Source organism: Salinivibrio socompensis S35 (genome assembly GCF_000513715.1).
Classification (GTDB): Bacteria; Pseudomonadota; Gammaproteobacteria; order Enterobacterales; family Vibrionaceae; genus Salinivibrio; species Salinivibrio socompensis.
Genome location: NZ_AQOD01000006.1, coordinates 1 through 12,744 on the forward strand (window position 1 = coordinate 1; position 12,744 = coordinate 12,744).

The window sequence follows — 12,744 nt, forward strand, 5'->3', positions numbered from 1 at the left end:
GCTGTAACATCGATCCGATTGCTCAAGACGTCRTASCWRTAACATAGRTCGATGGTGCCCTTCCGCCACCAAGGCCGCTTCCAATGTCCCGGCAATGGTAGACTTTCCCGACCCTGATAAGCCCGTAAACCACAGCACCACCGGCTGCTGCTGCTTTTGTTCACTCCGCGTTGCTTGGTCAACACTATGTGCGTGCCAGATCACGTTAGGATCGGAAGACGATATAAAAGATTGCGTCATAAAAAGTCTCTCCATCCGTCACGCCAAAATACGTGTGTTATCACGATTCACCCATTGTCTTATCATTGCCTTGATGAGGCACCCTATCCGGCTGGCGATAGACGTCGCCAGACCGGTCTATAACTTATTGCCTGTCAATATATTGCCTACCCCAGTTGACTAAGATCCTGCGCTTGCCAATGCGGGAAGTGCTTACGGATCAACTGGTTTAACTCAAGCTCGAACGCTGAGAACGATGATGTGGCTTGCGGCTGCGGCTGCGCCTGTGCCACATTGCGGATCATTCCCGCGCCGACCGTGACATTGGTGAGTCGATCAATCAGGATAAAGCCGCCCGTATTGGGGCTATCTTGATAGGTATCAAGCGGTAGCGCTTCGCTCAAGATCAGGGTGCAACGACCAATGCCATTAAGCGGCAAGGTGTCAGCGTCATAGGTATCCAGTTTATTGACATCCACACTGTAAGCGAGCGCTTCCACCTGCACCGAGGTTTTCTTGCTGGCCAATTTAATCTCGTACTCGCGTCCTGGCACGAGTGGCGTTTGCGTCATCCATACCACATCGGCGTCAAATCGTTGCCCCACCGCGACGTCATCATCCCCACGCACCAGGAGGTCGCCACGCGAGATATCAATTTCTTTATTCAGAGTGAGGGTGACCGCTTGACCACTAAAGGCAAATTGACGATCCCCATCAAACGTGACGATACGTGCCACGTTCGCGGTTAACCCGGACGGCAACACCTTGATCTCATCGCCCACGGATAACTCACCACTGGCAAGGGTACCCGCATAGCCGCGGAAATTAAGATCCGGCCGATTGACATACTGCACCGGAAAACGAAAGGCGCCCGTGCCACGTGATTTCTCAATATCAATCGCTTCTAGCTGGCTGAGCAGCGGCTCGCCTTGATACCACGCCATCGCGTCACTGGCATTGACCACATTATCGCCTTCTAATGCCGACAAGGGCACTATCGACACCGACAAGCCAGGGTTGAGCTGATCGGCAAACGCTAAGTATTGATCACGGATTTGATCAAACCGCGCTTGGCTGTAATCCACCAAGTCCATCTTGTTCACCGCCACCACAAAGTGCTGAATACCCAGCAAGTTGGCGATATACGAATGGCGACGGGTTTGATCCAAGATGCCGTGGCGCGCGTCAATCAAGATCACCGCGACATCACAGGTCGACGCGCCGGTGGCCATATTACGGGTGTATTGCTCATGGCCCGGCGTGTCCGCGATAATAAATTTGCGCTTCGAGGTCGAGAAATAGCGATATGCCACATCAATGGTGATCCCCTGCTCACGCTCGGCCTGCAAACCATCGACCAGTAGCGCCAGATCCGGCTTCTCGCCCGTGGTCCCCACTCGCTGACTGTCGGCATGAACAGCAGCAAGCTGATCTTCATAGATCTGCTGCGAGTCGTGTAGCAAGCGGCCAATTAAGGTCGATTTACCATCATCGACCGAGCCACAGGTCAAAAAGCGTAATAAACTTTTGTGTTGGTGCTGTTGCAGATACGCTTCAATCCCGAGATCGGCTACCTGTTGTTGAATGGCTGGATTCATGATTGCTCCTTAGAAATAACCCTGACGCTTCTTGCGCTCCATGGATCCGGACTGATCGTGGTCGATCGCCCGCCCTTGGCGTTCACTCGACGTGGCAACTAACATCTCTTCGATGATCTCTGGCAAAGTGGTCGCCGTGGATTCAATCGCCCCCGTGAGTGGATAACAGCCCAGCGTGCGAAAACGAACCGACCTATGGGTCACCGTTTCCTCTGGTCCAATCGGCATCCGCTCATCATCCACCATGTACAAAGTGCCGTCACGTTCGACGACCGGGTGTTCGGCGGCCAAATAAAGCGGGACAATGTCGATATTTTCCAGATAGATGTATTGCCAAATATCGAGCTCGGTCCAGTTAGAGAGCGGAAACACACGAATGCTTTCGCCCGGGTTCACTTGGCCGTTGTAATTGCGCCATAGTTCTGGCCGTTGGTTTTTCGGATCCCAGCGGTGGTTTTTATCGCGAAACGAATAGACACGCTCTTTGGCACGGGATTTTTCTTCATCCCGACGCGCGCCGCCAAACGCCGCATCAAACTTATGCTGATCCAACGCTTGCTTCAACGCTTGGGTTTTCATGATATCGGTGTGCTTGTCGGAGCCGTGATCAAAAGGATTGATCCCTTGCGCCATTCCTTCTGGGTTTTTATGCACAATCAAATCCAGTCCTAACGCTTTGGCGGTGCGATCGCGAAAGGCAATCATGTCGCGAAATTTCCAATCAGTATCAACGTGCAGTAACGGAAACGGGATCTTGCCAGGGTAAAAGGCCTTGCGTGCCAGGTGCAGCATCACCGATGAGTCTTTACCAATCGAGTAGAGCATCACGGGGTTATCAAACTCCGCCGCGACTTCCCGCAGTATATGAATGCTCTCGGCTTCTAACTGCTGGAGGTGAGTCAGTGTTTTTTCATCCATCCTAATTATCCTTTAAGCGAAGTTAACCACAGCGGTTGGCGCTTGCGTGGGGTCGGCATCGGTTGTCACATTGCTATCGCCAAACCAGGTCAACTGGCCGGCGAGTGCCGCGACTTCGCCTACCACTATCAATGCCGGCGATGCCGCTTGATCAGCCAGTGAAGGCAGGTTATCAAGCTGACCGATAAAGACTTTTTGTTCCGCACGGGTACCATTTTCAATTACAGCAACCGGGGTATCCGGCGAGCGTCCATGGGCCAAAAGCTGGCTTTGTATATGGGCCGACTTCATCAGTCCCATATAAATCACCAAGGTCTGGCGTGGTCGTGCCAGCGTGGCCCACTCCAAGGTGTCTTGTTCTTTTTTTAAATGCCCGGTAATAAAAAGCGCGGTTTGCGCGTGATCTCTGTGAGTGAGCGGAATACCGGCATACGCAGTGGCTCCTGCGGCAGCAGTGATCCCAGGCACCACTTGAAACGAGATACCCGCGTTTGCCAGCGCTTGCAGCTCCTCGCCACCACGGCCGAACATGAAAGGGTCCCCACCTTTTAAGCGCACCACCCGTTGACCCGCTTGGGCATGCTCTACCAGCAGACGGTTAATGTCACCTTGGCTAACACTGTGGTAGTTGGCGCGTTTGCCCACACAGAACAGTTCGGCATCTCGGCGGCACAGCTCCATGATCGGCTCGGCGACCAAGTAGTCATAAAACACCACATCGGCTTGTTGCATCAGTTGTAAGGCACGCAAGGTCAGCAAACCGGGATCACCCGGCCCGGCGCCAATCAACGCCACTTCACCTTGGGTGGTGATTTGACCGCTTAGCTGCTCAAGTGCCTGCTCGGCTTGCGGGTGTTTACCTGCCGCAACTAAATCGGCAAACCGGCCACTAAAGGCGGCTTCCCAAAATTTGCGTCGTCCCGCTAAGGTAGGAATACGCGCTTTCAGTGTGTCGCGAAACGCGCCCGCCATCGCCGCCATCTTGCCGATATGCTGGGGCACCAAGGTTTCAATTTTTTCGCGCAACATCCGCGCCAGCACGGGCGCCTTACCGCCAGATGAAATGGCAATGATGATTGGAGAGCGGTCAACGAGCGATGGGAAAATAAAACTGCACTTGGGCGTGTCATCCACTACATTGACCAATATATTGCGGCTGTCGGCGGCCGTGGAGACCAGCTCGTTGACCAGGGCATTATCGGTGGCGGCAATCGCTAACATGTTTCCATCCAGGTGCTCAGGGCGAAACGCCTCACGCAAAACAGTCAATTTACCTTGCGCTTGCGCCTCGGCGATCTCGTGATCGATGTCTGGGGCCACCAGCGTGACTGCCGCCCCGACCTTGAGCAGCATGCGAGTTTTACGCCACGCGACTTCGCCACCGCCCACCACGAGGCAAGGACGCTGTTTAAGCTGAGCAAAGAGGGGGAGATAATCCATGATCGCGCATTTCCTTGATGACAATGCAGCCACTATATCGCCCCACAACTATTACTTGAAATTCTATAAATTCATTTTTTATTCTTTTTAGTGCTTAGTGATGGGAGGATGTATGAGGAATCCGGTCAATCAAACAATGACCGAGATCGCAAAGCACTCAATCACCGCCTCAAAGCCTTAAAGCGGATCGATAAAACCGATCAAGCGCACAGCTTCAGATGAATAATAAACGGCATAATTCAATTGCTTGATAACTAAAGCACACTTTTCACTTGGAGATCCTGTTATGCGTTTGCTCCCTTCTGCTGTCGCCACCGCGGTAGTTGCTGGTCTATTTGCCGCGTCTGGCAGTGCCTTTGCCGACACCATCAACCTGCGTGTGATTGAAACCACCGACATTCACACTAACGTGATGGATTACGACTATTACAAAAACAAGCCGTCACAAAAAATCGGCTTGGTACGCGCCGCAACCGTGGTCAAACAAGCGCGCGACGAGGCAAAGAATGCGTTATTGGTCGACAACGGCGACTTAATCCAAGGTAGCCCAATGGGCGACTACATGGCGAGCAAAGGCATTAAGCCGGGGGAAGTGCATCCAGTCTACAAAGCGATGAACCTGCTGAATTATGAAGTAGGCAACATTGGTAATCATGAATTTAACTATGGGCTAGCGTTTTTAAAAGAGTCCATTAATGACGCCAATTTCCCGTATATCAACGCCAACGTGTTTGATGCCGAAAGCGGTGAACACTATTTTGATCCCTACCTGATTAAAGACTATCAATTGCAAGATGAAGACGGTGACATGCATACCGTCAAGGTCGGCTATATTGGCTTTGTGCCGCCACAGATCATGACCTGGGATAAAGCGAACCTCGACGGCAAGGTGATCGCCAAAGATATTAAGCAAACCGCTGAAAAGTTAGTGCCTGAGATGAAAGCCAAGGGGGCCGATGTAGTCGTGGCTATTCCGCACTCTGGTATTTCACAAGCACCTTATAAAGCCATGGCAGAAGATTCCGTGTATTACCTTACGGATGTCGATGGCATCGACGCGATCGCCTTTGGTCACTCACATGCGGTGTTCCCAGGTGAAGACTTTGCAAACATTCCGGGGGCAGATATCGACAAAGGCACCATCAATGGCGTGGCCAGTGTGATGGCCGGCCGCTGGGGCAGCCATGTGGGTGTGATTGATCTGGCGCTAGAGCAAGTGGATGGTCAATGGCAAGTCACCGATAGCAACGCCCATGCGCGTCCTATTTTTGATCAGGCTAATAACAAGCCGCTTGTTGAGGCCGATAAAGCCCTTCTTAAGGCCGTAGAAGCCGATCACAAAGCCACGCAAGATTTCGTCAATCAGCCGATTGGTCAAGCCAATGATGTGATGTATTCTTACTTGGCATTGCTACAAGACGATCCGACCGTACAGATCGTCAATCTCGCGCAGCAAGACTATGTCGAGCGTATGATTCAAGGCGATCCAGACTTGGCCGATTTGCCGGTTCTTTCTGCCGCAGCGCCTTTTAAAGCCGGTGGACGCAAAAATGATCCGACTAACTTTACCGAAGTCGAAGCGGGCCAGCTGACCTTCCGTAATGCCGCCGATCTGTATTTGTATCCGAATACCTTGGTGGCACTGAAAGTCTCTGGCGCGGAGCTCACCCAGTGGCTTGAATGCAGCGCTGGTCAGTTTAACCAAGTCGAACCTCACGCCGAGCAGCCCCAGTCACTGATTAACTGGGAGGGATTCCGCACCTATAACTTCGATGTGATTGATGGCGTCGAGTATCAGATTGATATCACCGAGCCTGCCCGCTACGACGGTGACTGTAACGAGGTCAATCCAAACGCGTCGCGGATCATCAACCTGACCTATCAAGGCAAGCCGGTTGATCCTGAGCAAACGTTCCTGATTGCGACCAACAACTACCGTGCCTATAGTGGTAAGTTCCCAGGCACCGGCAGTGATCACATCGCGTTTGCCGCGCCGGATGAAAACCGTACTGTGGTGGCTAACTACATCAGCCGAGTCAGTAAAGAACAAGGCGAAGTGACGGTCAGTGCCGATAACAACTGGTCCATTGCGCCCATCGAAGGCGACGCTGTGGTCAGTTTTGAAACCTCTCCGAGCGATAAAGCGGCGCAATTTATCGAGCAAAAAGGCCAATGGTCAATGACACGTCAAGGTACCGATGAGGTGGGATTTGCTGTTTATCATGTCGATTTAAGCCAGTCTCGTCAGTAACGGGTTAACCACACCCAATAAATAGCCTTTGAATACCGCAGCCTGTCTGCGGTATTTTTTTATTTTCCTCTTTGGAGTATTCGCATGGATTGGCAAATAGTGACATTTGACACGCTAGATACGCGGACTTTATTTACACTGATGAAGTTACGGGTAGATGTGTTTGTGGTGGAACAGGCTTGTGCTATCCAGAACTTGATGCGCATGACACCGATCCCAGCACTCGACACATGATAGGTTGGCGTCATGGTGAGCTTGCCGCCTATGCTCGTCTTCTCGCGCCGGGTAAAAGCTTTTCTGGATCCAGTATTGGCCGCGTCATTATAGCCCCCGCTCATCGCAACGGACGTTGGGGGCATCAGCTCGTCAGCCAAGCGATTCAAACTTGCCAACAGCAATGGCCAGGGACAGATATCGAGATTGGGGCTCAGTCACACCTACAACGGTTTTATCAACAACACGGTTTTGTGGCGTATTCCGACGCTTATTTAGAAGATGGGATCCCACATATCGATATGCGTTTGTCAGCGAGTGAAGCATCTGCCGTTTAGACAAAAAATCCCGCTCAAGGAGCGGGATTTTTATGATTAACACATTGTGATAGCGATTATTTTGTCAGGCGGAAGCGCTGCATGGTAGTTTGCAGTGATTGCGCCAATTGACTGAGCTCGCTACAGGCTTGTGCGGTTTGATCCGCGCCACCCGCCACTTCTTGTGCCGAATCGTTGATACGCTCAATATTGCGGCTTAACTCATCCGCTACCGAGTCTTGCTCACCACAGGCGCTCGCAATTTGCATGCCCATATCAGCAATGTTTTCAACTGAGGTTTCAATCCCGCGCACCAATTGTTGAGCTTGATCGCCTTGTTCGACACATTGTTCAATGCTTTCACAGCTATGCGCGGTGGCATTGCGCGCTTGTGTCGCGTGTTGTTGCAGTTTTTCAATAATGGTGGTGATTTCACCGGTCGAGTCTTGGGTACGGCCCGCTAAGGTGCGTACTTCATCCGCTACCACCGCAAAGCCGCGACCGGATTCACCGGCCCGCGCCGCTTCGATCGCCGCATTCAAGGCAAGCAAGTTAGTTTGCTCAGCAATACCGCGGATCACATCGACAACCATATTGATTTGTTTCGACTGCTGATCCAGCTCGTTAACGGTGTCACCGGTTTGGCGCATATCCTCGGCCACTTTACGAATCGATGCCACCATGCCATCAATGTCTTGTGCACCCATGCGTGACTGCTCGCTCGCCTCGTTCGCGGCGGTGGATGAGCTCTCGGTATTCTGTGCCACATCGGCAACGGTTGCCTTCATTTGTGTCATCGCAGTGGCCACTTGCGACACTTCATGTTGCTGGTTTTGCATCCCGGTAGAGGTCTGGCTCGACACCGCACTGACTTCTTCGACTGCGCTGCTCAATTGTGTCACCGCGGCAATCACTTCTTCAATCAAGCTGCGCAGACTCTCTTGCATCGCAATGCTCGAGTCTGCCAATTGCCCCATTTCATCATTACCAATCTGGCTGCGATCCAGTTGATAGCTCAAGTCGCCGTCGGCGATAGCAGAAGACTGCTCCATCACTAAACGCAACGGCGTGATGATCGCGCGGGTGAAAATTACCGCGACCACAATCATAAAGACGATGACCGCAAGTAGTACCCCAATAATGGTCATGCTCACAGTCGACACTTGGTTAAGCATGGAGGTACGGTTTTTACCAATAAAGCCTTGCATTAGGTCGGACATTTCCGTTAAAGACTTATCGAGCTTGCCAAAGGTTCCAAACGAACTCGCAAGAATTTGCTGTGCCGCGGTCAGTTGCCCAGATTCAACGCGATCGGGAAAGGCGCTGAGCGCTTGGTTATACTGGTCCCAGTTATTCTGAATACGACTGAAAATTGCTTTTTCATCATCGTACCAGAGGCTGTCTTCGTAGGCATCGAGAGCACGGCTATAGTCGCGCTTCATGACATCGATTTCGCCCAAGATTTCACGTCGTTCGGCCGGATCACTAAAGGTGAGCACTGCATATTGATCTTGACGGATACGTATCGCCTTTTCATTAAGCCGTTCGATCTCAAGCACCGCCGGTAGGGTGTCATCCGTGAAGTTCAGCATATTATCGCGCATGCCGCTGACTTGGGTGTAAATGTAAAACCCAAAAATCACGACAGCGATACCAATGAGGGAAAAAGCAGCCGTAAACTTTTTACCAATAGATAGATTTTTCAACATGGAAAAGCGAGTCCTCAACAAATTAGTGATTAGCGTGTTAATGCCTAGACATCCATGTTGAGGCGGGCTTGCGTGTCTGTCCTACACAGCGGCGCGAATACTAGCACAAAAAATAACCAAAGTGTGATGAAAGACTCATTATTTTTGCAAAAAGTCTGTCATGCATTCCTGGCTGATTTGGCAGATACTCTCACCCTTAACAGCAATTTATCCCTTTTCCGCCCCAATGATGTAGCGTGTTCAGCCTTATTGACTGATGTATAAAAAGTAGCTTAAAAATCGTGCTGCAGCGACTTTAATCACAATATGGCGCAAAAAAGAGACAGAACAAAGATTGAACACGTCGTGAGAAAGCGCGAAGGCACGATTCTGTCTGTGCCTTAGGTGGAGTAGGCGGTTTCAAGGGGCTAACGTTGACGGGCAAAGCTGCCGTCAGAAAGGCGAAAATACAGCGCGGATTGCCCTTTATCGGTTTCAATTTGCAAGATATCTAGCGCGCCGCTGGATGTTCGTTTAAAACGAATCCATTGGCCAGGCTGAATGCGACTGATGGGTTTTCCCTCTCCTTCAATATTGGCAATCGAATACAAATCCGTTAAAGCGAGATCGTAGCGTCGGAACACTTTGGCTAGTGTATCACCGGACTCAATTTGATGACGCGTCCAAGCGCTTTCTTCTGACGTTGACGGTTCCTTTGACGTCGCGGACGCAGCCACTGACGAGGAAGCTTTTACTGACGAGGAAGTTTTTGATGATGACGCTTGTGGGGATGATAGCGATCGGCTCACCTCTGGGTTGAGCGCCACCGGCTGTCGTGCCTGAGGTGCGAACGTCTCTGATGATGACTCGGTCGGTGTGGGACTGGGAAGTAAGGCCAATACCACAACGGCAGGAACCAGCACCATCAGCAACCGCCGATGTACTCGGGGAAGGTGCCGCCAAGCGTGTTGTATTCGCATTCGGATCGCACTATGACGACTTAACGTCGCCGTTTGCTCTAAGACAGCGGTGAGTTTGTCCCCGCCTTTCGCACGCAGTTTGTCCCAGAGCGCTCGTATTGCTGTTAATTTCATTGCCACTCCGCGCATATATTGTTGTTTTGTCCTCATCTTGGACGCCTTTTTGGCACAAAAGTTTACCCACGAAACCATCACCTGTTATCCTTTCACACTTTATTGACCCACAAAAGAGAGACGTTATGTCTGACGTACAACTAGAAACCGTCGAGCAGAAAGCCAGCTATGGTATTGGTCTACAAATGGGCCAGCAGCTCGCAGGTAGCGGCCTGGAAGGCCTACATGTAGACGCCATTGCTAAAGGCATCAGCACCGCCCTAGCTGGCGAAATGCCAGCGATTGAAATTGATGACATTAATAACGCATTGCGTGAGCTTCACACAAAAGCGGAAGAAGTCCGTCAAGAGGCGGCAAAAGAACAAGCGGCTGAAGGCGATGCTTTCTTGGCTGACAACGCCAAACGCGATGAAGTGACGGTCACCGACTCTGGCCTGCAATACGAAGTGCTGGTACAAGGTGACGGTGACATCCCAACCAGCGATAAACAGGTGCGTGTGCACTATCATGGCCAACTGATCGATGGTAGCGTTTTTGATAGCTCAGTAACGCGTGGCGAACCGGTCGAGTTCCCTGTGACCGGCGTGATTAAAGGTTGGGTAGAAGCCCTACAAATGATGCCGGTTGGCTCGAAGTGGAAACTGTATGTGCCGCAAGATCTTGCCTATGGCGAGCGCGGCGCTGGCGCAGCCATCCCACCGTTTGCAGCCTTAGTCTTTGAAGTTGAGCTACTCGACATCCTGTAAGACAGGTTACCCTTTGATTTATAAGAAAAGCGATGCCGACTGGCATCGCTTTTTTACGCTGATTATTGCACGTATTCACGCGGGTTCACTGCGCCCCACCAACTGTATATCTCAGGGAAAATAACATCCGCATTCGATTCATACTCTTCGGCACCAATGGTTTGCTCCCCTTGCTGACCAAAGAGTACCACTTCATCATTCGGCATCACTTGATCTGCAATTTCGGTAATATCGACCATAATGGTGTTCATAGATGAAACACCCACCACGGGTACGCGATGGCCCTGAATCAAGACATCGGCGTTATTGCCCATTTTACGAGGAAAGCCATCAGAATACCCCACCGGCAGGTTCGCCAACACCGAATCCCGCTTTAGCGTATAGGTGCTGTCATACCCCACAGTACTGCCTTCCGGCAAATGGTGCACCGAAGCTACTTTGGTTTTAAAGCTCATGATTGGTGGCAGTTCGCGGTTAGTGGGTTGATCGCCATACAGCGCGCCCCCCGGGCGGACCATATCAAGATGGCCTTCTGGCACGTTTAGCGTCACAAAGGAGTTCGCCGCGTGAACCAACACATCCTCACGCTTTAAACCCGCTTCTTTAATCAACCATTCGCTGTTCGCCGTAAACTGTCCTAGCTTGCTACGGACGTAATCGGCTTCATAGTTAGGAAAATGCGTCATGATACCAACCACGTTAAAATGTGGGTCAGTGGCGATATCCACCGCGACTTGCTTACCTGATTCCTCGTTCATCTCGATGCCATTACGCCCCATGCCACCGGCGTTAAAAGCCATATGGACCGGAATGGTAATATCATGTTTCTCCGCCAGCTGACGCATTTGTTCGGCTTGCTCTGCCGATCCAATCAGCTCTTGCATATTCAATGCTAATGCGCTTTCCATTTCCTGCAAGGTCGCGGTCCGTACACGCATGATCTCACCGGTAAAGCCGCCTTCACGCAACGTGCGTGCTTCTTCATTACTGGCAATACCAACACAATCAATGCCACTGGCAATCACCGTGGGTAAGAGGCCTGCAATGCCATTGCCATACGCATCCGCTTTCATTACCGCACAGATCTTGGTGCCTTCACTGACTTGCTGTTGAACACGTTGAATATTGTTAGCAAACGTGGCCGTGTTTACTTCCAGCCAGCCGTTGCCATGACCCATGTAGCGATTACCTGTGTCAGGCGTCGTAGGCGTAGGCGAGGAGTAATCCATAACGGCTGGCGCCCCAAGGGCAACGACACCGGCGACGGCAAGCGCCACTAAAGAGAATTTTTTGTTCATAAGCTTCACTGTTGGTCACATAAATGGTGCATCCGTGACACATTGCGAATAAAAGTCTTGGTCTCTTATTCACTGCCTCCTAGCGTTACCCGCTATTTATAGCACAGAACGCATCACGCTGATGTGTTACTCAGTAAAGAGTAGCCAAAGTGAGTGACATTGAACAAAAAAATGCCACCACGAGGGTGACATTATTGATAGGCAAGCGACTAGGTTCTCTCTAAAAAAGCTTATATCCCCGAACCATCATTCACGTCATCTTCATGTAGGCCACACTCACGTTTGAGACCGAAAAAGCGCGTTTGCTCGTCACGCATCCCCGGTTCAAGACGCTGGGTGGTATGGACATCACCCACCGACACATAACCTTGGTCGCGCAAGGGATGATAAGGCAAATCATGCTCACGCAGATAATCATCCACCGCTTGGTTCGACCAATCAATCACCGGCAAAAACTTAAAGAACCCAGTGCTGTACACTGAGTATTGGCAGATTGGCACGCGAATCTGATTGGCCACGGCGCAGCCCCGAAAACCAGGTGCCCGCATTCAGCTCGTGCAGTGCACGCTTCATCGGCTCGACCTTGTTGATTTGGTTATATTGAGTGATCCCTTCAACACCTTGCTCCCACAGTTGGCCGTAACGCGCCTCCTGCCAAGCGGGAGTGAGTGCCGCGCGATAAACCCGTAAATCCAAATCAAGTCGAGTCGTTAAGGTGTCAATAAATCGATAAGTGTCGGCAAACAAGTAGCCGGTGTCGGTTAAAACCACCGGAATATCTGATTTCACTTGGCTCACCAAATGCAGCATAAGCGCCGCCTGTACCCCAAAACTGGACGACAGAACAAATTGCCCATCGAGATGCTCAAGTGCCCAGGCCACACGCTCAGGCGCCGAGAGCGACTCCAAGTTGGCATTTACCTCCGCCAACGCCAACGCTTGTTGGCTTTTATTCATCACAG

General features: G+C 51.3%; 11 protein-coding genes and 1 pseudogene. 4 read left to right on the forward strand and 8 right to left on the reverse strand.

All coding sequences use genetic code 11. The features are described 5' to 3' along the window. From DZ54_RS17805 to cysG, 4 genes are all read right to left on the reverse strand, one after another. Positions 1 to 240: adenylyl-sulfate kinase (locus tag DZ54_RS17805; protein ID WP_037353178.1), on the reverse strand; the 240-nt coding region annotated here is incomplete at its 3' end. Positions 241 to 386: 146 nt separating this feature from the next. Beyond that, on the reverse strand, positions 387 to 1,817 hold the full coding sequence (gene cysN / locus DZ54_RS0100705) for a sulfate adenylyltransferase subunit CysN (protein ID WP_025672767.1): 1,431 nt from the start codon (positions 1,815 to 1,817) through the stop codon (positions 387 to 389). 9 nt (positions 1,818 to 1,826) lie between these two features. Continuing rightward, positions 1,827 to 2,735: a sulfate adenylyltransferase subunit CysD gene (gene cysD / locus DZ54_RS0100710; protein ID WP_025672768.1), complete on the reverse strand. Its 909-nt coding sequence runs from the start codon at positions 2,733 to 2,735 to the stop codon at positions 1,827 to 1,829. A gap of 12 nt (positions 2,736 to 2,747) precedes the next feature. Next, positions 2,748 to 4,175, reverse strand: a complete 1,428-nt coding sequence (cysG, locus tag DZ54_RS0100715) for a siroheme synthase CysG (protein WP_025672769.1) — start codon at positions 4,173 to 4,175, stop codon at positions 2,748 to 2,750. 286 nt (positions 4,176 to 4,461) lie between these two features. Between cysG and cpdB the strand changes: the two genes are divergently transcribed. The 3 genes from cpdB to DZ54_RS17810 all read left to right on the forward strand — a co-directional run bounded on the left by cpdB (position 4,462) and on the right by DZ54_RS17810 (position 6,977). Beyond that, entirely contained in the window at positions 4,462 to 6,426 is a 1,965-nt protein-coding gene (gene cpdB / locus DZ54_RS0100725) for a 2',3'-cyclic-nucleotide 2'-phosphodiesterase (protein ID WP_025672770.1), read from the forward strand. A gap of 84 nt (positions 6,427 to 6,510) precedes the next feature. Continuing rightward, positions 6,511 to 6,660: a GNAT family protein gene (locus DZ54_RS27260; RefSeq protein ID WP_420804817.1), complete on the forward strand. Its 150-nt coding sequence runs from the start codon at positions 6,511 to 6,513 to the stop codon at positions 6,658 to 6,660. Next, positions 6,657 to 6,977, forward strand: a complete 321-nt coding sequence (locus DZ54_RS17810; RefSeq protein ID WP_420804818.1) for a GNAT family N-acetyltransferase — start codon at positions 6,657 to 6,659, stop codon at positions 6,975 to 6,977. The genes DZ54_RS27260 and DZ54_RS17810 overlap by 4 nt, the downstream gene beginning before the upstream one ends. Positions 6,978 to 7,033: 56 nt before the next feature. Here the strand turns inward: DZ54_RS17810 and DZ54_RS0100735 are convergent, their stop codons facing one another. Beyond that, on the reverse strand, positions 7,034 to 8,665 hold the full coding sequence (locus tag DZ54_RS0100735; RefSeq protein WP_037353182.1) for a methyl-accepting chemotaxis protein: 1,632 nt from the start codon (positions 8,663 to 8,665) through the stop codon (positions 7,034 to 7,036). A gap of 407 nt (positions 8,666 to 9,072) precedes the next feature. Beyond that, positions 9,073 to 9,738 (reverse strand): LysM-like peptidoglycan-binding domain-containing protein, encoded by a 666-nt coding sequence (locus tag DZ54_RS17815; RefSeq protein ID WP_164831535.1) that lies wholly within the window; start codon positions 9,736 to 9,738, stop codon positions 9,073 to 9,075. Positions 9,739 to 9,863: 125 nt separating this feature from the next. Here DZ54_RS17815 and DZ54_RS0100745 point away from each other — a divergent pair, with 125 nt between their 5' ends. Beyond that, the gene (locus tag DZ54_RS0100745; protein ID WP_025672773.1) at positions 9,864 to 10,484 is read left to right on the forward strand and encodes a BamJ family beta-barrel-assembly machinery protein; all 621 of its coding nucleotides are present in this window, start codon (positions 9,864 to 9,866) and stop codon (positions 10,482 to 10,484) included. Positions 10,485 to 10,546: 62 nt separating this feature from the next. Here DZ54_RS0100745 and alr read toward each other — a convergent pair whose 3' ends face one another. After that, positions 10,547 to 11,782 carry an alanine racemase gene (alr, locus tag DZ54_RS0100750; RefSeq protein ID WP_025672774.1) on the reverse strand — a complete coding sequence of 412 codons (1,236 nt, stop codon included), beginning with the start codon at positions 11,780 to 11,782 and terminating at the stop codon, positions 10,547 to 10,549. A gap of 230 nt (positions 11,783 to 12,012) precedes the next feature. After that, positions 12,013 to 12,739 (reverse strand): annotated as a pseudogene (locus DZ54_RS17820) (phosphoadenylyl-sulfate reductase). Between the last annotated feature and the right edge of the window lie 5 nt (positions 12,740 to 12,744).

Bases quoted from the DNA above. Each gene is read 5' to 3' on its own strand.
- DZ54_RS27260 (WP_420804817.1), top strand. From the start codon at position 6,511: ATGGATTGGCAAATAGTGACATTTGACACGCTAGATACGCGGACTTTA.
- alr (WP_025672774.1), bottom strand. From the start codon at position 11,782: ATGAACAAAAAATTCTCTTTAGTGGCGCTTGCCGTCGCCGGTGTCGTT.
- cpdB (WP_025672770.1), top strand. From the start codon at position 4,462: ATGCGTTTGCTCCCTTCTGCTGTCGCCACCGCGGTAGTTGCTGGTCTA.
- cysD (WP_025672768.1), bottom strand. From the start codon at position 2,735: ATGGATGAAAAAACACTGACTCACCTCCAGCAGTTAGAAGCCGAGAGC.
- cysN (WP_025672767.1), bottom strand. From the start codon at position 1,817: ATGAATCCAGCCATTCAACAACAGGTAGCCGATCTCGGGATTGAAGCG.
- DZ54_RS17810 (WP_420804818.1), top strand. From the start codon at position 6,657: ATGATAGGTTGGCGTCATGGTGAGCTTGCCGCCTATGCTCGTCTTCTC.
- DZ54_RS0100735 (WP_037353182.1), bottom strand. From the start codon at position 8,665: ATGTTGAAAAATCTATCTATTGGTAAAAAGTTTACGGCTGCTTTTTCC.
- DZ54_RS0100745 (WP_025672773.1), top strand. From the start codon at position 9,864: ATGTCTGACGTACAACTAGAAACCGTCGAGCAGAAAGCCAGCTATGGT.
- cysG (WP_025672769.1), bottom strand. From the start codon at position 4,175: ATGGATTATCTCCCCCTCTTTGCTCAGCTTAAACAGCGTCCTTGCCTC.
- DZ54_RS17815 (WP_164831535.1), bottom strand. From the start codon at position 9,738: ATGAAATTAACAGCAATACGAGCGCTCTGGGACAAACTGCGTGCGAAA.